We start from the raw sequence: 22,151 nt of genomic DNA on the forward strand, positions 1-22,151 counted from the left end.
GCAGTTCTTTTCCGAACTCGGGGCAGGGAGTGCAAGATGTACCTTGCCAAGGTCTCGTTCAGACTGCTCGCGGCGAGCCTTGTCACGATTACGACCGGCGGAGCGGGCTTGACCCAGCCAGCTCCGGCCGGTCCGCCCGCGGTCGGAGTGATCGAAGCGACCAGACGACCGATCACCGAGACCAGCGAATTCCTCGGGCGGATTGAGGCGATCAATCGGGTCAACGTCGTCGCTCGCGTCACTGCGTTTCTGGAACGCCGCCTGTTCGAGGAGGGCGCCGAGATCAAGAAAGGCGATCAGCTCTACCAGCTCGAGCGTGGTCCCTTCGAAGCCGATCTCGCATCGAAGCAGGCGCAGGTGGCGCAACTCCGGGCAACACTCGAGAATGCCAAACTGACGACAGAACGCGCGCGCACCCTGCTCGGCGGGCCAGCAGGGCAACAGTCGACATACGACGCGGCCGTCGCGAACCAGCGCAGCCTCGAAGCGCAGGTCCAGGCCGCTGAGGCACAGGTCCAGGCATCCCGGATCAATCTCGACTACACCATCATCAGCGCGCCGATCGACGGCAAGATCGGACGCACGGCCGTGACGGAAGGTAACGTCGTCGGTCCAAGCTCGGGCATATTGACCACGATCGTCAGCCAGGACCCGATGTATGTCACCTTCCCGGTGTCTCTGCGCCAGGGGCTGGAACTGCGCGAACGATACGGGCCGCAAGGCGGCCTGGAAGCAGTGGTGATCAGGCTCCGGCTGCCTGATGGCCGCATGTATGGCCAATCCGGCAAGCTGAACTTCGTCGACAACACTATTGCGCAAAACACCGACACGATCACCGTGCGGGGCGAGATCGTCAATCCTATCCTACGTGCCCCGTCCGTGGCGGGCGTTACAGTTCACGAGCTGACCGACGGCGAATTCGTCACTGTCGTGCTCGAAGGCGTCCAGCCGATCGAGGTGCTGGCGATCCCGCGCTCGGCGGTCCTTTCCGACCAGCAGGGCGATTACGTTCTCGCGGTCGGTCCCGACAACAAGGCCGAGCAGCGCCGTATCCAACTCGGGCAATCGACTCCAACCATCGCCTCCGTCATCAGCGGCCTTGCCGTTGGCGACAAGGTGATCGTCGAGGGCCTGCAGCGGGCTCGCCCTGGTCAGGCCGTATCGCCGGGACCGGCAAGCCCGCAGATTACGTCGAGTATGAAGGCGGCCGCCGGCGACGCAACTCCGCAAGCGGATCGCGGCGCCTCCGGCAAGACGCCCCCGGTGGACAACAAGCCATGATATCTGCCGTCTTCATCGATCGTCCGCGGCTTGCGATGGTGATCGCCTTCATCATCACCATCGCCGGCGCGCTGGCGCTGATGCAGATTCCGGTGGCGCAATTTCCGGACATCGTGCCGCCGCAGGTCACGGTCGCCGGCACCTTCCCCGGTGCTTCCGCCGAGGTCGTTGAGAGCAGCGTCGCCCAGCCCCTGGAGGCGCAGATTATCGGCGTCGACCGCGCGCTCTACATGAAATCAACCAGCGCCAATGATGGCAGCTACACACTGACGGTTTCGTTCGCCCTCGGCACCAATCCCGACATCAACACCGTCAATGTCAACAATCGCGTGCAGAGTGCCCTGTCGCAATTGCCGACCGAAGTGCAGCAGCAGGGGCTAACGGTACAGAAGAGATCCTCATCGATTCTGCAATTCCTCGTGCTCTACAGCGCCGACGGCCAGCAGGATCCGCTGTTCATCACCAACTACGCCATCATCAACGTGCTCGATGCGATCGCGAGTACGCCGGGCGTCGGTCAGGCGAATCTGTTCGCCAAGATGAACTATTCGATGCGAATCTGGTTCGATACACAGCGGCTCACCAGCCTCAATCTCACACCGTCGGATGTCATCGCCGCGATCCGCACGCAAAGTGTCCAGGCGCCGGTCGGTCGCATCGGAGCGCGGCCGATCAGCGACGACCAGCAATTCCAGTTCAACGTACAGACCCTCGGCAGGCTCGCCACTGTCGATCAATTCGCCAATATCGTGCTGCGCGCCAATCCGGACGGTTCATCACTGCTGGTGAAGGACGTCGCCCGTGTCGAAATGGGCGCGCAAAACCTGGATAGCGAAGCGCGGATCGACGGGCGCGCGGCGGTGCCGATCGCGATCTATCTGGCACCGGGCGCCAATGCCGTAACCACCGCGCAGGCGGTCGCGGCTACGATGCAGCGCCTGTCCAAGCGATTTCCAACCGGGCTCAGCTACCTCGTGCAATACGACTCCACGAGCTTTGTGCGGGATACAATCACGGAGGTGCTGCGGACACTGGGTGAGGCCTTCGTCCTCGTTGTGATCGTAGTTTACCTTTTCCTTGGCAATCTCCGGGCCACGGTGATCCCGGCCATTGCCGTTCCGGTGAGCCTGATTGGCACCTTCGCCGTCCTGCTGGTGCTGGGCTATTCGGCCAACACGGTGTCCCTGCTGGCTATGGTGCTCGCCATCGGCATCGTCGTGGACGACGCCATTGTCGTCGTTGAGAACGTCGAGCGGGTGATGGAGGAAGAACCAGATCTATCGCCGGCCGAGGCCAGTAAAAAGGCCATGACGCAGATCACCGCGCCGATCATTGCGATCACGCTGGTGCTGCTCTCCGTGTTCGTACCGATCGCATTCATCCCCGGCATCTCTGGCACACTGTTTCGTCAGTTTGCAGTCACGATCAGCGCCGCCATGATGATTTCAGCACTGAATGCATTGACGCTATCGCCTGCATTGTGCGCGCTGTTCCTGCGTCACACCGGCCCTCGGCGCGGCATCATAGGCCGTGTCCTCGGTGGCATCGACTGGTTACGCGATCGCTACAGTGGCGGCGTGCGCCGACTGGTGCGCATGGCGAGCCTATCCCTACTGCTCATCGCCGTCTTCGCCGCCAGCATCTTCGGCATGTCGCTGATCACGCCAACGGGGTTCCTCCCCGAGGAAGACCAAGGCGCCTTCTTCACCTCGGTGCAACTGCCCGACGGCGCGTCGGTGGCACGAACCAGCGAAGTCACCCAACAGGTCGAAGATATCCTGAAGCAGATGCCCGCCGTCGATCACGTCCTTGCCGTCATCGGCTTTTCCCTGCTCGACGGTGCATCTGAGCCGAATAGCGCGCTGGTGGTCACGCGCCTGAAGCCATTTGCCGATCGCAAGGCAGCAACAGATTCTGCGCAAGCGCTGATCCGGCAAACCTTCGCGGCCGGGTCGCAGATTCGACAGGCCAACGTACTGCCGTTCAACTTGCCGCCGATCATCGGGCTCTCCACCAGCGGCGGGTTCGAATACCAGCTCCAGGCACTGGAAGGACAGAGTCCGGCCGCGATTTCCAGTGTCGCGGGCGCGCTGATCGGCGCTGCCAACGCCGATCCACGACTTGCACGCGTCTTTTCGACCTTCACCGCGACCAATCCATCCATCTATCTCGACATCGACCGCCGCAAGGCACAGGCGCTCGGAGTGACAATCAGCGACATCTTCACCGCCCTGCAGGCGACGCTCGGCGGCATCTATGTCAACAACTTCAACCGGTTTGGCCGCACCTGGCAGGTCAACGTTCAGGGCGAAGCGTTCGACCGCGCTGATATCTCGGACATCTGGCGCATCTATCTGCGCAACGATACTGGCCAGATGGTGCCGATACGGTCTCTGGCTGGCATCAAGATCGTCACCGGACCGCAGGTGATCACCCGCTACAACAACTATCGCTCGGTGACGGTGAATGGCAGTCCGGCGCCCGGCGTCTCGTCCGGCACTGCGATTGCGGCGATGTCGGACATCTCCAATGCGGTGCTGCCTGCGGGCTACAGTTTCGCATGGACCGGCACCGCCTATCAGGAGCAACAGGCTGCCGGTCAGACCGGTATCGTGCTCGCACTTGCCGTACTGTTCGCCTATTTATTCCTGGTCGCACTCTATGAGAGCACGATCATCCCTATCCCGGTGCTGCTGTCGGTCGTCGTCGGCGTGCTCGGGTCCTATATCGGCATCAAGCTCGCGGGCCTCAATCTCGATCTCTATGGGCAGATCGGACTCGTTGTGCTGATCGCGCTTGCCGCCAAGAACGGCATTCTGATCGTCGAATTTGCGAAGGAGCAACGCGAAGCGGGCGTGGCGCTTAACGACGCGGCGATCCAGGGCGCACATATGCGCTTCCGTGCGGTCATGATGACCTCGGTGGCCTTCATCCTTGGTCTATTACCGCTCGTGATCGCAACCGGCGCCGCCGAGCTGAGCCGCAGAGCAGTCGGCACTGCCGTCTTCGCCGGCATGCTCGCCGCGAGCTCGATCGGGATCTTCATGGTGCCGATGCTCTACGTGACCTTCCAGCGCCTGCGCGAGCGCGTGAAGGGGGCTTCCAAATCAACCAATCAACTGACGCCGCCTGTCGATGAAACGGTCTAGATCATGGCAAGCAATCGAAAACGCTGGTTGATCGCCCTCCTCGCCGTGGCCCTCGGCGCCGGCGGCTACTTTGCCTGGCAAAAGCTCAAGGGCGACAATCTTCCGCCCGGATTCGCCAGCGGCAACGGCCGTATCGAGGCCGTCGAAATCGATATCGCGACCAAGGCGCCCGGACGCATCCGGGACATTCTGGCGAGAGAGGGCGATCTGGTCTCGGTGGGGCAGGTGTTGGCACAAATGGACACGGTGCAGCTCGAGGCGCAGTACCGTCAGGCCCAGGCGCAGTTGCGGCGTGCCACGATCGGTATCGATACTGCGAAGAGTCTCGTGACCCAGCGCGAGGCCGAGAAGAAGACGGCGACAGCCGTCATCGCCCAACGCAGCGCCGAACTGGATGCAGCCGATCGAAAGCTGCAGCGCTCCGAGCAACTGATCAGGACCAACGCTGTATCGCAGCAGGTGCTCGATGACGACCGTGCTGCTGCCAACGGGGCGAGGGCAGCCGTAGCTGCGGCAGAGGCACAGCTTGCAGCCTCGGAGGCCGCAATCAGCGCTGCGGGGGCGCAAGTGGTCGATGCCGAGGCAGCCGTCGAGGCAGCGAAGGCCGCCATCGAGAGCATCAAGGCGGATATCACCGATAGCACGCTCCGAGCGCCGCGCGACGGCCGCGTCCAGTTCCGGGTGGCCCAGCCGGGAGAGGTCCTCACCGCCGGCGGACGCGTGCTCAACCTCGTCGACCTCAGCGAGGTCTACATGACCTTCTTCCTGCCGACGGCGCAGGCCGGCCGCGTCGCCATTGGTTCGGAAGTTCGACTCGTGCTCGACGCCGCCCCGCAATGGGTCATTCCCGCCAAGGCGACGTTCGTCGCCAACGTTGCGCAGTTCACACCCAAGACGGTTGAGACCGAGGAGGAGCGTCAGAAACTGATGTTCCGCATCAGGGCACATATCCCGCCAGAGCTGCTGCGGAGACACATCGAACAGGTCAAGACTGGCCTGCCCGGCCGTGCCTTCATCCGCCTTGATCCAAATGCCGAATGGCCGGCGCGGTTGACGGAACATCTGGTCAAATGAGCACCACGTCGAACGAAGATCGATCTGATCCTTCCGCCCCAGTGATACGTCTGGAAGCGGTCGGACTGTTCTACGGCAAGACACGCGCGCTGGATGGCATCACGCTCGATATTCCGTCCGGGCGCATGGTGGGACTGATCGGACCCGATGGCGTCGGCAAATCCAGCCTGCTCTCGCTGATCGCGGGTGCCCGCGCGATCCAGGAAGGACATGTCCATGTGCTCGGCGGCGACATGGCCGATGCCGCACACCGGAGGCGGACATGCCCGCAGATCGCCTACATGCCGCAAGGGCTCGGCAAGAATCTCTACCCGACCTTATCGGTCTTCGAAAATGCCGATTTCTTTGGTCGTCTGTTCGGCCAGGACAGGCCCGAGCGCGAACAGCGAATCGACGAGCTTCTGCTAGGTACGGGGCTCGCTCCTTTCGCGGACCGGCCGGCCGGCAAGCTGTCGGGCGGCATGAAGCAGAAGCTCAGCCTGTGCTGCGCGCTGATCCACGATCCGGACCTCCTGATCCTGGATGAACCGACCACCGGTGTCGACCCGCTCTCACGCCGCCAATTCTGGGAACTGATCGACGGAATCCGCGGCAGTCACCCCGGCATGAGCGTCATAGTCGCGACCGCCTATATGGAGGAGGCCGCTCGCTTCGACTGGCTGGTCGCCATGGACGAAGGCCGCGTGCTTGCAACCGGCGCGCCCGCCGACCTGCTGCGGCAGACGGGTGCGGCCAACCTCGATGCCGCCTTTATCGCCCTGCTCCCCGAGGCGCAGCGCCGGGATCACAAGGAAGTGGTGATCCCACCTTGCCCAAGCGGATCCGCCGACGACATCGCCATCGAGGCCGAGCATCTCACCGTGAGGTTCGGCAATTTTACCGCCGTCAACAATGTGAGTTTCCGCATTCCCCGCGGCGAGATCTTCGGCTTTCTCGGCTCAAACGGTTGCGGCAAGACCACGACCATGAAGGTGCTGACCGGGCTGCTGCCCGCCAGCGAAGGCACTGCAAGATTGTTCGGCCACGAGGTAGATCCCAACGACATGGATGTGCGGCGTCGCGTCGGCTACATGTCGCAGGCCTTCTCGCTCTATTCCGAGTTGACGATCCGGCAGAACCTCGAACTGCATGCGCGGCTGTTTCGGCTTGCCCCGGACATGATCGAAGGTCGCATTCAGGAAATGGCGCGGCGCTTCGACCTCGTCGATGTCATCGACACGTTGCCCGCTGCGTTGCCGCTTGGCGTCCGCCAACGCCTTTCCCTGGCGGTGGCGATGATCCATGCACCCGAAATCTTGATTCTCGACGAGCCTACATCTGGCGTCGATCCGGTGGCGCGCGACGACTTCTGGCAAAGTCTGTCCGACCTCTCTCGCAAGGACAATGTCACGATCTTCGTGTCGACGCATTTCATGAACGAGGCCGAGCGTTGCGACCGTATCTCACTGATGCACGCGGGCAAGGTGCTCATCAGCGATGCACCAGCCAGGCTCGCCGAGCTGCGCGGCGGAGGGAGCCTCGAAGAAGCCTTCGTCGCCTATCTGCAAGACGCGATCGGGGCGACGGATACCGAGCTCCCGAGAGCCGTACCGGCGACAGCGATCGAGGCTGAGCCAGCCAGCAATAACGGTGCGGCACGCGGATGGCTCACGCGATTCTTCGATCTGCGGCGCATGTTCGCCTACACGCATCGGGAGGCGCTCGAGCTGCGGCGCGATCCGATCCGTGCCACGCTGGCCGTTCTCGGCAGCCTCATCATGATGTTCGTGCTGGGCTACGGCCTCAACATGGACGTCGAGAATCTCTCGTTCGCGGTCATGGACCATGACGACACGACGATAAGTCGCGATTACATCCTGCAGATCTCGGGATCCCGCTATTTCACGGAAATGCCTCCGATTACCGATTATGACGATCTCGATCGCCGCATGCGCAGCGGTGAACTCAGTCTCGCGCTCGAGATTCCACCCGGATTCGCGCGCGATGCCGCACACGGTCGCAACGTCCAGATCGGCGCGTGGATCGACGGGGCGATGCCCTCGCGCGCGGAAACCGTGAGGAGTTACGTGCAGGCAATGCACGCAACGTGGCTGACGCAGCGTGCCCTGCTGCTCTACGGTAACGCCGCGACCACAGGCGATTTCCGGATCGAGGTTCGCTTCCGCTACAACCCTGACATCAAGAGCATCGTGGCCATGGCTCCCGCCGTGATCCCGATCCTGCTGCTGATCATACCTGCGATATTGGCGACGCTGAGCGTCGTACGCGAGAAGGAGCTTGGATCGATCATCAATTTCTACGTAACGCCGGTGACACGACTGGAGTTTTTGGCCGGCAAACAACTTCCGTATGTGGCGCTCGCCATGCTGAATTTCTTTCTTTTGACGGCCTTTGCCGTATTCGTCTTCCGCGTCCCATTCACCGGCAGCTTCTTCGCCTTTACGACCGCGGCGCTTCTTTACGTCATTATTACCACCGCGATGGGACTCGTCATCTCGGCATTCATAAGCAGTCAGATCGCCGCGATCTTCGCGACCGCGCTGCTGACCATGATCCCCGCCACGACATATTCAGGGCTGGTCGATCCGGTATCGTCCCTTCAGGGAGCCGGCGCCTTCATCGGGCGGATTTATCCCACCGCGCATTTCGTCACCATCACGCGCGGCACCTTCTCCAAAGGACTCGATTTTGGCGATCTGGTGGGCCCATTCGTTGCGCTACTCGTAACCATCCCCGTGCTGATCGGCCTTGGCGTGCTGCTGTTGCGGAAACAAGCGAGCTAGACATGCGTGTCTCCAACATCATACAGCTCGGCGTCAAGGAATTGCGGGGTCTGCTCCGCGATCCGATGATGCTGATCCTGATCGTCTATGCTTTCACGGTCTCGATCTATACGGCGTCCAGGTCGCAGCCGGAGACCTTGAACCAGGCCGCACTCGCGATCGTCGATGAGGACAAGTCGCCGGCATCGACGCGCATTGTCACGGCGTTCAATCCGCCATTTTTCACGATACCCCGGCTGATCCTCCAATCGGAGGTGAACGCGCGCATGGATGCGGGACTCGATACTTTCGCGCTCAACATTCCGCCCAACTTCCAGCGCGACCTTCTGGCCCGGAGATCGCCAGCGATCCAACTCGACGTGGATGCGACCCGCATATCGCAGGCCTTCACCGGAAGCGGCTATATCCAGTCGATTGTGGGCGACGAGGTCGGCGAATTTCTCGCCCGCTATCGCTCGGCTACCCCTCTCCCTATCGAGCTCGCGCTCCGGGCGCGGTTCAACCCGGAACTCAACAAGGGCTGGTTCGGCTCCATCAATAACGTGATCTCCTCCATCACAATGCTGTCGATCATTCTGACCGGAGCCGCGCTGATCCGCGAGCGTGAACACGGAACCATCGAGCATCTGCTCGTGATGCCGGTGACGCCGTTCGAGATCATGGCGAGCAAGATCTGGTCGATGGGCCTTGTCGTGCTGCTGGCGTCCAGCTTTTCCCTGGTGTTTGTCGTGCAGGGATTGCTGTCGGTACCGATCGGCGGTTCGATCCTGCTATTCCTGCTTGGCACCGCGCTCTATCTCTTCGCCACGACCAACATGGGCATCTTCCTGGCGACGGTTGGGGGAACCATGCCGCAATTCGGCCTGCTGATGATGCTCGTGCTGATGCCGCTGCAAATGTTGTCGGGAGCCACGACGCCGCGGGAGAGCATGCCCGAGATCATCCAGAATATCATGCTCGCCGCGCCTAACACTCACTTCGTCATTCTCGCACAAGCCGTGCTGTTCCGAGGTGCCGGGCTTGATGTGGTTTGGCCGCAGCTCGCCGCGCTGCTGGTGATCGGGGCGATCCTGTTTTTCTTCTCTTTGCAACGATTCAGAGAATTCTTGCGATAACGGCGTTTCCCGATGCCATGTCCCGGCAAAGTCAGTCGATGGCACGATCACCACCGTCGATATGGAATCACCTGTTTAACCTCATCGCCGCCGAAGCTTCTCACGTTCCTCTGCCTCTACTGCGCGGATGCGCGGTTTATGCGCTGGCCTCGATCACGTCTCCATCCTCCTTCACAAACCGGCCGATATGCGGGTTTGGCAGGATTTCCAGCACGGCCTCTGACGGGCGGCATAGCTTCACCCCGTGCGGCGTGACCACGATGGGTCGGTTGATAAGGATGGGATGCGCCATCATGAAATCGACCAGCTCGTCCTCGCTCCATTTGGGATCGCTTAGCCCCAATTCTGCATACGGGGTCCCCTTCTCACGCAGCAATGCGCGGGCTGGCATATTCATGGCAGCAAGCAGTTCAACCAGTCGTTCACGCGAAGGCGGTGTCTTCACATACTCTATAACCTCAGGCTCAACGCCACTCTGGCGGATCATCGCCAGAGTGTTGCGGGACGTGCCACATGCCGGATTATGATAGATCGTCACGGTCATGGCCGCACCTCCACGTTATTTGCTTGTGATGAAGCGCCATCCTCGTACCAGCCGCGCGTTGCCTTGACGATTTTGACCACCGACAACATCACCGGCACTTCGACAAGGACGCCGACCACGGTGGCCAGAGCAGCCCCTGAATTGAGCCCAAACAGGCTGATGGCTGCAGCCACCGCCAACTCAAAGAAATTGCTCGCGCCAATGAGAGCGGCGGGAGCGGCGACACACCAGGCAACACCAAATTGCCGGCTGAGCCAGTACGCCAAACCTGCATTGAAGTAGACCTGGATAAGGATCGGCACGGCGAGAATGGCGATAACCGTAGGCTGGGCGATGATCTGCTCGCCCTGAAAACCGAACAGCAAAACGAGAGTCGCAAGCAGGGCAACCAGCGACACTGAACCCAGACGCCCAACCGTGCGATCGAACGTACCCTGCCCTGACCGAAGCAAGGCTCTCCGCCATATCTGCGCAATCACCACCGGCACCACGATGTAGAGCAGGACCGAGAGCAGCAAGGTGTCCCAAGGCACCGAAATCGAAGCGACGCCAAGCAGCAAGCCCACCAGCGGCGCAAACAGGAACACCATCAGCACGTCATTGAGTGCAACCTGGCTCAGCGTGTAATGCGGTTCACCCTCGACAAGATTGGACCAGACGAAAACCATGGCCGTACACGGCGCCGCAGCCAGCAGGATGAGGCCCGCAATGTAGGAGGAAGTCTGCCCGGCAGGAAGCATCGGCGCGAAGAGATAGCCAATGAAGAAGGTGCCGAGCAGCGCCATGGAAAAGGGCTTGACCGCCCAGTTGATGAACAGGGTCACGCCAACGCCGCGCCAATGCTCCGCGACCTTGCCGAGCGCCCCGAAGTCGATCTTCAGCAACATCGGTATGATCATCAGCCAGATGAGCAGCGCTACGGGTATGTTCACCTTCGCCACCTCGGCGCTGGCGATAACGCCAAAGACGCCCGGCATCAGATGCCCCAGAGCCACGCCAACGACGATGCACAAGGCGACCCATAGTGTCAGGTATCGTTCGAAGACGCTCATGCTATGCGACCTGAGGCCGGGTAGTACTGGCCCCCTCGCCCGCACCAATGTCCTTCAGTGTCGTGCGCAAGGACATCGGGTCGATAGATGACAGCGGCAGCGCCGAGAATGCCGCAATGCGGTTTTTCATGTAGCGGAAGGCGGCAACGAAGGCGGCTTCCTTTTCAAAATCAGATCCAGTCACTGCGGCGGGATCTTCGATGCCCCAATGTGCCGTCATCGGCTGTCCAGGCCAGACCGGACACGACTCGCCAGCTGCGCTGTCGCAAACGGTAAAGACGAAATCCATTTTCGGCGCATCGACGGCGGCGTATTCCAGCCAGCTCTTGGATCGCAAACCCTCGGTCGGATAATCAAAGCTCTTGAGGACCTTCACGGCAATGGGATGGATATCGCCCTTCGGCTGACTGCCTGCGGAGAACGCCTGAAAGCGCCCGCCCCCATCTTTTCGCAGAATGGCCTCGGCAAGTACCGATCGCGCGGAGTTGCCGGTGCAGAGGAACAGCACGTTGTAAACGCGGTCAGTCATGAGTGCCTCCATTAGGCTTTGATGCTGGCTTTGGTCTTCCGCTTGTCCGCAGTCTTTGGGGGGCAACAGGGGATCAAGCTGGCTATCAGCGGCTCGCATTGCGCGGCATCGCCACCGCAACAGTCCTCGATCATGAACAGGGTCAGCGCCTGAAACGTTTTGAGGTTGGCGCGATAGATGATGGAGCGGCTTTGGCGCTCGCCTACCACGAGCCCCGCGCGCGACAGGACCGCCAGGTGGGCGGACATGGTGTTCTGCGGAATACCGGCCAAGCGGGCCAGTTCTCCAGCCGGGATGCCCTCCGGCTCGCCCTTTACCAGTAACCTGAACGTATCAAGCCGGGTGTTCTGCGCGAGGGCGGCAAAGGCCAGTATTGCGTTTTCTTTTTCCATATATCCAGCTTTATGGATTTCTTGACTCGAGTCAAGAGGAGAGACAATCTGTTATTTCTATCAATCTAGAAATATGGTTGACTCTCGCCGTTTTTGAGACCTTGATGCAGCCATGAAGCTAGATGATGCAGCCATTCGCCTGGAAGCTCTGGGCAACCCGACCCGCCTCAAGGTCTATCGAGCGCTTGTTCGCGCCGGTGAAGCCGGGCTGCCGGTCGGCCGCCTTCAGGACAAGCTCAAGGTGGCTCCGTCCACACTCTCTCATCACATCAAGACGCTCGTAACGGCCGGGCTGATCAGTCAGGTCCGGGAGTCAACGACGCTTGTCTGCCACGCGAATTATGACGTCATGCAGGGACTCGTGGATTTCCTTGTCGCCGAATGCTGCGCTGATGCAGAGGAATGCGCCCCGGCCAAGAGCTCCGCAGCATGATTTTTTCCGATCTTTATTTCTATAATTCTAGCATAAAGGGATAATGATATGGCCAACGCCAAGACGGTTGCGATCATCGGAGCAGGTCCGGTCGGTCTTGCTGCTGCATCCCACATTTTGGAAAGAGGCATGACGCCGATTGTGCTGGAGGCAGGCCCTGAAGTCGGCCATGCAGTCCGGCAATGGGGGCATGTACAGCTGTTCTCTCCTTGGGAATACAATGTCGACCCAGCCGCCAGGCGTCTGCTTGAGCCCACGGGATGGAATTCCCCGGAGCCCGAAGACTATCCGACAGGCTCTCAACTGGTCGAACAGTATCTAGTGCCTTTAGCTAGCAGAACGAAACTGCAGCAACATATTCTCACCTCAAGCAGAGTCACAGACATCAGCCGCCAAGGCCTTGACAAGCTCAAGAGCAATGGCCGCGCTTCGGCACCATTTGAAGTTCGTTATGAAACCTCAAGCGGCACGACGCAGGTCACCCGCGCCGATGCCGTCATCGATGTTTCAGGAACGTGGACCACGCCAAACCCCGCTGGCGCAAACGGCCTCTATGCCCTTGGCGAAAAGGATGTCGCCGACAGGGTTGCATACGCCATGCCGGACGTCCTTGGTGCGGATCGAGCCAAGTATGCTGGTAGAGCAGTTGCCGTACTCGGCGCAGGCCATTCCGCCATTGGTACCCTGACCAGCCTTGCGCATCTCAAGCGTGAAGCTCCGGAGACCACCGTCATTTGGCTTCTTCGCGGCGAAGACCCAGCCAGGGCATTTGGCGGCGGCGCCAACGATAAGCTGGCTGCGCGAGGAGAACTTGGTTCAGCATTCGCATCATTGGTCGCGGCAGGTCTTATTCAAGTCGAGCCGGGATTCCGGACAACACGCCTGAGCCTTGAAAACGAACGGCTCCATATCACTTCCGGATCGGCCTGCTGCAGTCGCCATGTCATTGTCGATGAGCTGATCGTAGCGACCGGCTTCCGCCCAAACTTCGACTTCGTGCGCGAACTGCGTATCAGACTCGATTCCACCGTCGAATGCCCGGTGGCCCTGGCCCCTTTAATCGATCCAAACGAACATAGCTGCGGGACCGTTCGTCCCCATGGTGCTCGGGAATTGGCGCAAGACGAGCCCGGTTTCTATTTTGCCGGGATGAAGAGCTACGGACGCGCTCCAACCTTCCTGATGTTGACGGGCTATGAACAGGTACGCTCGATCGCAGCGGATATCGCAGGCGACCGTGAGGCCGCCGAACGCGTTGAACTCGTTCTTCCTGAAACGGGAGTTTGCTCACGCACCTCCGTTGAGGCGACGAATTGCTGCGGCGGACCCGAACCAGCTCCAAACAACAGCTGTTGTGCCCCCGCACAGCGAGCAGAGACGTCGGTTTGCGCATGAATGACCATCATCGCCAACAAGTCACACGATGGGATAGCGTTCAGTGACCCTTTTTGGGACTTGGCAAGGCCGCCCGGCAATCTTTGCGATGTGCATCGGTCAGCTGGGAAGCCTGCTGCCGCATGTCGTGGTCCCCTCGATCCTTGCTCAGTTCCTGATACCCGAATGGCAGTTGACTGGCGCTAACGCAGGTCTGCTGGCTGGCAGCTATGCCGCAGGCTACATGCTCGCTGTCCCTTTCCTGGCAACGCTTACTGACAGGATTGATGCGCGCTTCGTCCTGATAGCAGGCTCCACCTTGAGCGCTCTGGCGACCCTGCTGTTTGGCCTCTTTGCCCAAGGTCTATGGTCGGGAGCCGTCTTGTGGGCACTGGCTGGAGTTGGCTTTGCCGGAGCCTATATGCCAGGCCTCAAGGCCCTGACCGACCGGCTGAACCCTGGCGACTCGTCTCGCGCGGTGACGCTCTATACGTCGAGCTTTTCATTGGGCGTTGGGCTTTCTTTTCTCGTCTCCCAACTGGTCGCGGAGAACATCAGCTGGCGCGCGGCATTCTACCTTACATCATTGGGACCTCTCTTCATGATAGCGGCTTGCCTTCTTCTGAAGCCGCTCAGCCCTAAATCCAGCAAGGGACGCTTTCTCAACTTCGCCCCGGTATTCCGTAACAGGCCCGCGATGGGTTTCGTCCTGGGATATGGCGCTCACTGTTTCGAGCTCTACGGTATCCGGACCTGGCTGGTGGCTTTCTGGACCTTTGTCGCCAGCAACCACGGCGGCTCTTCTTATCTCACGCCCATCGCCATCAGTTTCGCTTTCTCCATATTGGCGATGCCGTCCAGCATCCTGGGCAATGAGATCGCCCTCCGGCTCGGACGGCACCGCGCTGTCACCACCATCATGGTGATATCGGCCTTGGTCGCGGTTCTCATCGGAGCACTGGCAGGCCAATCACCCTGGCTCCTTCTACCCCTCATCCTGATTTACGCGATCACCGTCCCGGCCGACTCCGGCGCGTTGACGGCTGGCATGACCATGGCGGCCAACCCCGATAGTCGCGGGGCAACGATGGCCGTGCATTCAACCGTTGGATTCGGCTTTTCGGCACTCGGCGCGTGGTGCGTTGGGTCCGCCCTCGATCTGGCTGGTGGCCCGCAGGTCGCTTCAGCGTGGCTGTTCGCCTTTTGCGTCCTGGCCGCAGGCATTCTGCTCGGCCCTCTCGCCCTCGCATGGTCTCGAACGCGAGCTGCAAACCAGCCTACCTAGGACGTTTTATGGAATCTCCAATCAGCGACCGACAGCTCCCTATCATCCTGGCTCTCGGCACCACGCAAACATTGGCATGGGCGTCCAGCTATTATCTGCCCGCCATTCTCGCCGATCCCATCGCGCGCGACCTCGGCATGTCCAGTAACTGGTTCTTTGCGGCGTTCTCGGCGGCACTGGTGATATCCGGACTGCTTGGTCCGCGCGTCGGCAGGCAGATTGATGCCGTCGGGGGCCGTCAGGTCCTCTCGATTTCAAATGTCACCTTTGCTCTTGGCCTGGCTCTTCTTGGCTCGGCCCATGAACTATGGATGCTCGCCGTAGCTTGGCTGCTTTTGGGCATCGGTATGGGACTAGGCCTTTACGATGCGGCTTTTGGCGCGCTCGGCCGAATCTATGGCGACAAGGCGCGCCGTGCGATTACGGGAATTACATTGCTCGCTGGCTTTGCCAGCACCATCGGCTGGCCCCTGACGGCCTGGGGACTGGAGATCATCGGCTGGCGCAACACATGCTATGCATGGGCGGCCGCCCATTTGATGATCGGCCTCCCGTTGAACCTGTGGTTCATCCCGCAAGTGAAGCGCGCCGTCGCTGCGACCACAGAGACAATCAAGCCTCATATCCCGATCGATCGCACCATGGTGTTGCTGGCAGTCGCCTTTGCTGCGGCCTGGGCTGTCACCGGCGCCATGGCAGCGCACCTCCCCCGCATCCTTGAAGCCACCGGCGCAACCACCGTGCAGGCAATTGCCGCAGGAGCTTTCATCGGTCCTGCGCAGGTCTTCGCGCGCGTGATGGAGGCCAGTGTACTCGGCCGGCTCCACCCCCTGGTCACCACTCGCCTTGCCTGCACGACACATCCGCTAGGCGCGATTGTCGTCGCGATCTTTGGCGGCGGCGCGGCCAGTGTCTTTGCTATCTTCCATGGCACCGGCAACGGAATTCTCACCATTGCGCGCGGGACCCTGCCCTTGGCGATATTCGGACCACAGAACTATGGCTATCGCCTCGGGATACTCGGCGCTCCAGCCCGCATCTCACAAGCGCTGGCGCCAGTCGGGTTCAGCCTGCTCATCGATAAGCTCGGCGGTCAGGTACTGCTGGTATCTTCTGCACTGAGCGTTCTCGCGCTTGTGTCTCTCAGCTTCGTCAACCGTCAGGCAAGCCCAGCCCTTAAGGAATCGATGTCCTCGGCCGCGCAATAGTTGCCTCATCGACGTTGACGGACCTCGCCACAGACTCGATTTCCTCACCTTGCTCGATCCGAGTAAGTGCTTCCATGCGCCGGTTCGGAGCCAGCTTTGGCCTGCGGTCGAACTTCACCATTTTGGTCGCCGGTGGCGACTCGGTGGCGATTCCACGAATGAAAAAACCGCCCCAAGGGGCGGCTGCTTCAGCTTAGTAATCAGATAGATGTTTGGTTGCGGGGATAGGATTTGAACCTATGACCTTCAGGTTATGAGCCTGACGAGCTACCGGGCTGCTCCACCCCGCGCCAAACCTTTCGGAAAACCAGAGACAAAACGAAGTCGGCCAACGCCAAAGCGTCGATCGATCCCAGTCCGGAGGCTTCCTGAGAAGGCAACCGGGGCAAAGCCCTCGGTGCGAGGGGTATGTACCAATGCCGGCCTGCTTTGGAAAGGGGCAGCGGCGATCTTTTTGCGCTTTTATGACGGCCCGGGAAAACGCCGATCTGCCCTGTTTCGGTACAACCCGGCGCGCCCCGGATGCAACCGCCGAAACCGGCTTTTCAGGCCCGCTGGACGGCTCTTTGGCGGCCTAGCTCAGCAAAAAGCCGCCATCCACGGTCACGGTACTGCCGGTCATGTAACGCGAGGCCTGCGAAGCCAACAGCAGAATGGCACCGTCGAGATCGCTCTCACGACCGACCCGGCGCTGCGCGATGCGCTTGACCAGCTTCTCGCCCACGGGCGTGTCCCACGCGGCGTGGTTGATGTCGGTATCGATATAGCCCGGCGCCAGCGCATTGACGCGAATGCGGTGCGCGGCGAGTTCCAGCGCCAGCGCCTTGGTCGTCTGCACGATGCCGGCCTTGGAGATCGCATAGGGCGACACCGCCTTGGTCAGCCCGAATCCGAGGACCGAAGCGATATTGACGATATTACCCTCTACTTTATGCGCGATCATGCGGCGCGCGGCTTCGGTCGCCGCAAAATAGGCGCCCTTGAGATTGGCCCCGATGACCGCGTCCCAATCCGCCTCGGTCTGATCGATGGCCATCTTCTCCACCGCAATGCCGGCATTGTTGATCAACACGCTGACCGGCCCGAGCGCAGCTTCAGCGGCATCGAACGCCTTTGCGATCGAGGCATTGTCAGTGACGTCCATCGACACCGCGACAGCGCGCCCCCCCTTGTCCGTGATTTCCTTCTGCAGGCTCTCCAGCTTGCCCATCTGCCGTGCTGCGAGCACCACAGCTGCGCCATGCGCGGACAGCACGCGTGCAAATTGCCGGCCGAGGCCCTGCGAGGCACCGGTAATGAGGATGGTTTCTTTACTGACGTCGAATATCCCGGACATGGCATTTCCCTTTGATTTTGCCCTAGTGATACCCGGCCTTGCCGCGATCGCAAACCGCCGCGCTCCACCGATTTCTTTGACGCGGAATTGCCGCATGGGGACGAAGCCGCGATGAACAGTTTCGATGTCATCGTTTACGTCGGCCTGATCGTCGCCATGGTCATCGGCTTCCGCGCCGGCCTCTTGCGCAGCGCCGTAACCATTCTGGGCTATCTGCTGGCGATGCCGATTGCTGTCTGGATTACCGGACTGATCGCGCCGCAACTGTCCGGCAGCGCCGCCGCACCGACCACGCAAAATTCACTGCTGTTCTTCGCGATCTTCCTGGTGTCAGGCATCGTGCTCGGCTCGCTGCTGCGCATGGCGATCAACGACATGATCGGTCACGAGATCGGTATCGGCGACCGGCTCGCCGGCGCTTTGCTCGGGGCCACCCGCGTAGGCCTGATCGCGGTGACGCTCGTGCTGATCTTCGACCAGCTGGTGCCAGCTGATCGGCAGCCGGCCTATATGACCGGCTCACATCTGCGGCCCCTGCTATCGCTGGCCGGGCAAAAAGGCGTTAAATCGCTGCCGCCGGACGTGACGGCCACGATCGAGCAATGGAAACGCGCGCATCGGCTCTGACATCGGCGCCCTTATCAGGCCGCGCCCGAAGGTCTAGAGTGGCCGCCTCTTTTCTTCGCCATCTCGACAACTTCAGGAGTGACATCGTGGATCTTGGAATCAAAGGCCGCCGCGCGCTTGTTTGCGCATCCAGCAAGGGCCTCGGCCGCGGCTGCGCGGAAGCACTAGCGGCAGAAGGCGTGCATATCGTCATGACCGCACGCGGCGCAGAAGCGCTGGCCGCCGCGGCAGCCGATATCCGCAAGGCTAATCCGGGTGTCGAGGTGATCGAGGTCGTCGGCGACATCACCACGGTCGAAGGCCGCGAAGCCGCGCTGAAGGCAGCCGGCCAGATCGACATCCTCGTCAACAATGCCGGCGGCCCGCCGCCCGGCGATTTCCGCAACTGGACCCGCGACGACTGGATCAAGGCCATCGACGCCAACATGCTGACGCCGATCGAGCTGATCAAGGCGACGGTGGACGGCATGATGGAGCGCAAGTTCGGCCGCATCGTCAATATCACCTCGGCCGCCGTGAAAGCGCCTATCGATGTGCTCGGCCTGTCCAACGGCGCGCGCAGCGGCCTCACAGGCTTCATCGCCGGCCTGTCGCGCAAGACCGTGCGCAACAACGTCACCATCAACGGTCTGCTGCCCGGCCCGTTCAACACCGATCGCCTGAAGGGCGTTGCAGCCGGCCAGGTCAAGGCGACCGGCCTGTCGATCGACGAGATCCTGGCCAAGCGCGCCGCGGAAAATCCGGCAGGGCGTTTCGGCGATGCCGATGAATTCGGTCAGGCCTGCGCCTGGCTGTGCAGCGCGAAGTCCGGCTTCATCACCGGCCAGAACATCGTGCTCGACGGCGGCGCTTTCCCCGGCACGATGTAAGCGGCAAGATCTCAAGACGCGAAAAGGCGATCGGCTCGCATGCCGATCGCCTTTGTTTTTGGATTACGCGCTCAATGGACCGGCGTAATGCGCTCGTTGGACCAATCGACACCGAATTCTTCCAAACCTTCGGCGAGGAGATCGCCGAGCAACGGCTCGCCCAGCAGATAGCGCGCGGTGCGGCCATTGCGGCCTTCTGCTGCTTCGCGGCGCAAGTCACTCCATTCCTCGATAGTGCCGTCGCCGCGGCCTAGCCGCATCAGGGCGACAAGATCGATCTGCTCGTCCTCGCTGAGCGCGCTGATGAAGCCCACGATTTCCCGCACCACCGGATCTTCGCCATTGTCCTCCAGCACATCGATCATATCGTCGTCGGCGCCATTCGAGCCGGAATCGGGATCCGAGGCGATATCCTTGGCGTCGAACTGCCGCGCCTTCTCGATCAGGAAACCCACTTTATCGGATGAAATCGCTAACTCCGGCATCGCACGCTCCTTGCTGAGGGCCTGATGTTCCATCCAGACAACGCGCAGCCCGGCAAGATGATCCATTGCGCGCCACGCCCGAAACCCGCATCTTCCAGCTTTAAAAAGAACAATGGGATGAACGCCTGATGCAGTGGACGGTCGGCAAGGTCAGGGTCACGCAGGTCATCGAAGGCCAGACCATTGGCAGCACGCGCTTCATCCTCCCACAGGTCGGCCCCGATGAAGTCCATGCGCTGCCATGGCTGATGCCGGAATTTGCATCCCCCGAAGGCCGGTTGATAATGTCGATCCACGCGCTGGTGGTGGAAACGCCGACGCAAAGGATCATCGTCGATACCTGTTTGGGCAACGACAAGCAGGGCCGTTCGGTGCCGACCTGGAATAATCTGCACACGCCGTTCCTCGAGAACATGACGGCGGCCGGCTTTCCGCCGGAGAGCATCGACACGGTGCTGTGCACGCATCTGCATGTCGACCATGTCGGCTGGAATACGAAACTGGTCGCCGGCCAATGGGTGCCAACATTCCCGAACGCGCGCTATGTGTTCGGCCGGCAGGAATACGATTACTGGGCGACGCATAGCGATACGGCGTCACATCTCGCCGTATTCAACGATTCAGTGAAGCCGATCGCCGATACCGGGCTGATGGATCTCGTTGCCAGCGATGCGCAGCTCTCGGACGAGATCACGCTGATCCCGACGCCGGGCCACAGCCCCGGGCATATGAGCGTGCATATCAAATCCGCAGGCGAGGAAGCGCTGCTCACGGGCGATGCCGCGCATCACCCGGTACAGATGACGCATCTGGAGTGGTCATCGACGGCGGATTACGACCCGGTGCAATCTGCCGTATCACGGCGCGCGTTGTTCTCGCGTTTCGCGGATACGCCGACGCTGGTGATCGGCGGCCACTTCGGCGCCGGCCGCATTTCACGCGCGGGAGATGCCTTCAAATTTGCCGCGCTGCAGCACTGATTTTTGCGGCTCTGACTTTTCCGTATCGCGGTTGAATTTCCCCGCGCCCTGTTCCACAACCTTTCAGACAAGCCCAAGGGAGACGACAATGAAGCTCGTGAGATACGGCGCGTTCGGCAGCGAGAAGCCGGGACTGATCGACAAGGACGGCAAGCTGCGCGACCTCTCCGGACAGATCAAGGATCTGGCCGACGACGCATTCGCACCCGCCAATCTTGCCAAGCTCGCCGCGCTCGATCCTGCGTCACTGCCCGCCGTAAGCGGCTCGCCGCGCATCGGCTCGCCCGTTGGCGGCAAGCCGAAATTCATCGCGATCGGCCTCAACTATGCCGACCACGCCGCTGAATCGAACATGCCGATTCCGTCAGAGCCCATCGTCTTCATGAAGGCACTCAACAGCCTGTGCGGCCCGAATGACGACGTCGAAAAGCCCCGTGGCTCGACCAAACTGGACTGGGAAGTCGAACTCGCCATCATCATCGGCACCAAAGCCAAGTATGTCACCGAGGCCGATGCGCTGAAACATGTCGCCGGCTACAGCGTCTGCAACGACGTTTCCGAACGCTTTTTCCAGATCGAGCGCGGCGGCCAGTGGACCAAGGGCAAGTCGCATGACACGTTCGGCCCGCTTGGGCCGTGGCTCGTCACGCCCGACGAAGTCGGCGACGTGCACAAGCTCAGCATGTATCTCGACGTCAATGGCAAGCGCTGCCAGACCGGCTCGACCGCGACCATGATCTTCAACGTGCCGCAGATCGTCTCGTATCTGTCCGGCATGATGACGCTGCTGCCGGGCGATATCATCACCACCGGCACGCCGCCCGGCGTCGGCCTCGGCATGAAGCCGCCGAAATTCCTCGAAGTCGGCGACGTCATGACGCTCGGCATCGAGAAGCTTGGCGAGCAGAAGCAGAAAGTGATTGCGGCTTAAGCGGCCTTCATTGCGCACGGACATGCTGGGCGTGTCCGTGCTTTCCATTCATGAAAGACATCGAACATGAAGCTGACTTTTTCTCAGGGTTCGCCCTTCGCGCGCAAGGTGCGCATCGCCGCGATCGAACTCGGATTGATCGACAAGATCGAACTCACGCCTGCCTCTGTCGCACCGACCCAGAAAAACGAAGCCTATGCACATGACGTCAGCCCGGTCAGGAAACTGCCCGCGCTGATCCTCGACGATGGCAATGTCATCGTCGACTCCTACGTCATCACCGAATATCTCGACGAGCTCGCCGGCGGCAACAAGCTGATCCCGGCCTCTGGTGCCGCGCGCTGGAAGGTGAAGAGCGAACATTCGATGCTGCAAGGCATGACCGATGCAATGCTGCTGTGCCGCTACGAAATCGGCGTGCGTCCGAAGGAACTGCTGTGGCAGGCCTGGTATGACGATCAGTGGGATCGCGCGTGGCAGGGGCTTACGCGTTTCGAGAATCATCCGGACATCCTGACGCGTCCGTTGGATGCGGCGCAGATCGCGCTCGTCTGTGTGCTCGGCTATGCCGACTTCCGCTTCCCGGACTGCGGATGGCGCAAGGCGTTTCCGAAACTCGACGCCTTCCATGACAAAATGCTGCAGCGGGAATCGGTAAAAATATCCGCTCCGCCAAAGGGTTAAGACAAAAAAGCAAGCTGACG

At 61.0% G+C, this 22,151-nt stretch carries 20 protein-coding genes and 1 tRNA gene; 14 read left to right on the forward strand and 7 right to left on the reverse strand.

Annotated elements, in window-relative coordinates; all coding sequences use genetic code 11:
- The first annotated feature begins 36 nt into the window (after positions 1 to 36).
- Genes AB8A27_RS21535 through AB8A27_RS21555 form a run of 5 tightly spaced genes read left to right on the forward strand, consistent with a single transcriptional unit; the run spans position 37 to position 9,402 of the window.
- Complete coding sequence (locus AB8A27_RS21535; RefSeq protein ID WP_441243668.1) at positions 37 to 1,281, forward strand: efflux RND transporter periplasmic adaptor subunit; 1,245 nt, start codon at positions 37 to 39, stop codon at positions 1,279 to 1,281.
- Positions 1,278 to 4,430, forward strand: a complete 3,153-nt coding sequence (locus AB8A27_RS21540; RefSeq protein ID WP_441243669.1) for an efflux RND transporter permease subunit — start codon at positions 1,278 to 1,280, stop codon at positions 4,428 to 4,430. Before AB8A27_RS21535 ends, AB8A27_RS21540 begins: the two co-directional genes overlap by 4 nt.
- A gap of 3 nt (positions 4,431 to 4,433) precedes the next feature.
- On the forward strand, positions 4,434 to 5,504 hold the full coding sequence (locus AB8A27_RS21545) for an HlyD family secretion protein (RefSeq protein ID WP_441243670.1): 1,071 nt from the start codon (positions 4,434 to 4,436) through the stop codon (positions 5,502 to 5,504).
- Positions 5,501 to 8,287 (forward strand): ribosome-associated ATPase/putative transporter RbbA, encoded by a 2,787-nt coding sequence (rbbA, locus tag AB8A27_RS21550; RefSeq protein WP_441243671.1) that lies wholly within the window; start codon positions 5,501 to 5,503, stop codon positions 8,285 to 8,287. The genes AB8A27_RS21545 and rbbA overlap by 4 nt, the downstream gene beginning before the upstream one ends.
- 2 nt (positions 8,288 to 8,289) lie before the next feature.
- Positions 8,290 to 9,402: an ABC transporter permease gene (locus tag AB8A27_RS21555; protein ID WP_441243672.1), complete on the forward strand. Its 1,113-nt coding sequence runs from the start codon at positions 8,290 to 8,292 to the stop codon at positions 9,400 to 9,402.
- A gap of 136 nt (positions 9,403 to 9,538) precedes the next feature.
- Here AB8A27_RS21555 and arsC read toward each other — a convergent pair whose 3' ends face one another.
- Genes arsC through AB8A27_RS21575 form a run of 4 tightly spaced genes read right to left on the reverse strand, consistent with a single transcriptional unit; the run spans position 9,539 to position 11,919 of the window.
- Positions 9,539 to 9,946, reverse strand: coding sequence for an arsenate reductase (glutaredoxin) (gene arsC, locus AB8A27_RS21560; RefSeq protein ID WP_441243673.1), 408 nt, complete (start codon positions 9,944 to 9,946; stop codon positions 9,539 to 9,541).
- A complete protein-coding gene (gene arsB / locus AB8A27_RS21565) occupies positions 9,943 to 10,998 on the reverse strand; it encodes an ACR3 family arsenite efflux transporter (protein ID WP_441243674.1) in 1,056 nt (351 codons plus the stop codon). Before arsB ends, arsC begins: the two co-directional genes overlap by 4 nt.
- A gap of 1 nt (position 10,999) precedes the next feature.
- A complete protein-coding gene (locus tag AB8A27_RS21570) occupies positions 11,000 to 11,527 on the reverse strand; it encodes an arsenate reductase ArsC (protein ID WP_441243675.1) in 528 nt (175 codons plus the stop codon).
- A gap of 11 nt (positions 11,528 to 11,538) precedes the next feature.
- Positions 11,539 to 11,919 (reverse strand): ArsR/SmtB family transcription factor, encoded by a 381-nt coding sequence (locus tag AB8A27_RS21575; protein WP_441243676.1) that lies wholly within the window; start codon positions 11,917 to 11,919, stop codon positions 11,539 to 11,541.
- A gap of 112 nt (positions 11,920 to 12,031) precedes the next feature.
- Between AB8A27_RS21575 and AB8A27_RS21580 the strand changes: the two genes are divergently transcribed.
- From AB8A27_RS21580 to AB8A27_RS21595, 4 genes are all read left to right on the forward strand, one after another.
- Positions 12,032 to 12,352, forward strand: coding sequence for an ArsR/SmtB family transcription factor (locus AB8A27_RS21580; protein WP_441243677.1), 321 nt, complete (start codon positions 12,032 to 12,034; stop codon positions 12,350 to 12,352).
- A 48-nt stretch (positions 12,353 to 12,400) separates the two neighbouring features.
- Entirely contained in the window at positions 12,401 to 13,747 is a 1,347-nt protein-coding gene (locus tag AB8A27_RS21585; protein ID WP_441243678.1) for an NAD(P)-binding domain-containing protein, read from the forward strand.
- An 88-nt stretch (positions 13,748 to 13,835) separates the two neighbouring features.
- Positions 13,836 to 15,011, forward strand: coding sequence for an MFS transporter (locus AB8A27_RS21590; protein ID WP_441244979.1), 1,176 nt, complete (start codon positions 13,836 to 13,838; stop codon positions 15,009 to 15,011).
- A gap of 20 nt (positions 15,012 to 15,031) precedes the next feature.
- The gene (locus AB8A27_RS21595) at positions 15,032 to 16,219 is read left to right on the forward strand and encodes an MFS transporter (protein WP_441244980.1); all 1,188 of its coding nucleotides are present in this window, start codon (positions 15,032 to 15,034) and stop codon (positions 16,217 to 16,219) included.
- A gap of 213 nt (positions 16,220 to 16,432) precedes the next feature.
- On the opposite strand, the gene AB8A27_RS21600 is transcribed toward AB8A27_RS21595, so the two are convergent.
- Both AB8A27_RS21600 and AB8A27_RS21605 read right to left on the reverse strand, forming a co-directional pair.
- A tRNA-Met gene (locus AB8A27_RS21600) sits at positions 16,433 to 16,509 on the reverse strand.
- A 284-nt stretch (positions 16,510 to 16,793) separates the two neighbouring features.
- A complete protein-coding gene (locus AB8A27_RS21605; RefSeq protein WP_441243679.1) occupies positions 16,794 to 17,555 on the reverse strand; it encodes an SDR family NAD(P)-dependent oxidoreductase in 762 nt (253 codons plus the stop codon).
- Positions 17,556 to 17,666: 111 nt separating this feature from the next.
- Here AB8A27_RS21605 and AB8A27_RS21610 point away from each other — a divergent pair, with 111 nt between their 5' ends.
- Together AB8A27_RS21610 and AB8A27_RS21615 are read left to right on the forward strand one after the other, a co-directional pair.
- The gene (locus tag AB8A27_RS21610) at positions 17,667 to 18,182 is read left to right on the forward strand and encodes a CvpA family protein (protein ID WP_441243680.1); all 516 of its coding nucleotides are present in this window, start codon (positions 17,667 to 17,669) and stop codon (positions 18,180 to 18,182) included.
- An 86-nt stretch (positions 18,183 to 18,268) separates the two neighbouring features.
- The gene (locus AB8A27_RS21615; RefSeq protein ID WP_092146228.1) at positions 18,269 to 19,051 is read left to right on the forward strand and encodes an SDR family oxidoreductase; all 783 of its coding nucleotides are present in this window, start codon (positions 18,269 to 18,271) and stop codon (positions 19,049 to 19,051) included.
- A 71-nt stretch (positions 19,052 to 19,122) separates the two neighbouring features.
- Here the strand turns inward: AB8A27_RS21615 and AB8A27_RS21620 are convergent, their stop codons facing one another.
- The gene (locus AB8A27_RS21620) at positions 19,123 to 19,536 is read right to left on the reverse strand and encodes a DUF3775 domain-containing protein (protein WP_441244981.1); all 414 of its coding nucleotides are present in this window, start codon (positions 19,534 to 19,536) and stop codon (positions 19,123 to 19,125) included.
- Positions 19,537 to 19,664: 128 nt separating this feature from the next.
- On the opposite strand from AB8A27_RS21620, the gene AB8A27_RS21625 reads away from it, so the two are divergent.
- The 3 genes from AB8A27_RS21625 to AB8A27_RS21635 all read left to right on the forward strand — a co-directional run bounded on the left by AB8A27_RS21625 (position 19,665) and on the right by AB8A27_RS21635 (position 22,131).
- Positions 19,665 to 20,516, forward strand: a complete 852-nt coding sequence (locus AB8A27_RS21625) for an MBL fold metallo-hydrolase (RefSeq protein ID WP_441243681.1) — start codon at positions 19,665 to 19,667, stop codon at positions 20,514 to 20,516.
- Between the two features lie 88 nt (positions 20,517 to 20,604).
- Positions 20,605 to 21,447 carry a fumarylacetoacetate hydrolase family protein gene (locus AB8A27_RS21630; protein ID WP_092146048.1) on the forward strand — a complete coding sequence of 281 codons (843 nt, stop codon included), beginning with the start codon at positions 20,605 to 20,607 and terminating at the stop codon, positions 21,445 to 21,447.
- A gap of 66 nt (positions 21,448 to 21,513) precedes the next feature.
- Entirely contained in the window at positions 21,514 to 22,131 is a 618-nt protein-coding gene (locus AB8A27_RS21635) for a glutathione S-transferase family protein (RefSeq protein ID WP_441243682.1), read from the forward strand.
- Positions 22,132 to 22,151: the final 20 nt, after the last annotated feature.

Origin of the sequence: Tardiphaga sp. 768_D3_N2_1 (assembly GCF_052076105.1) — a bacterium.
Taxonomy (GTDB): domain Bacteria; phylum Pseudomonadota; class Alphaproteobacteria; order Rhizobiales; family Xanthobacteraceae; genus Tardiphaga.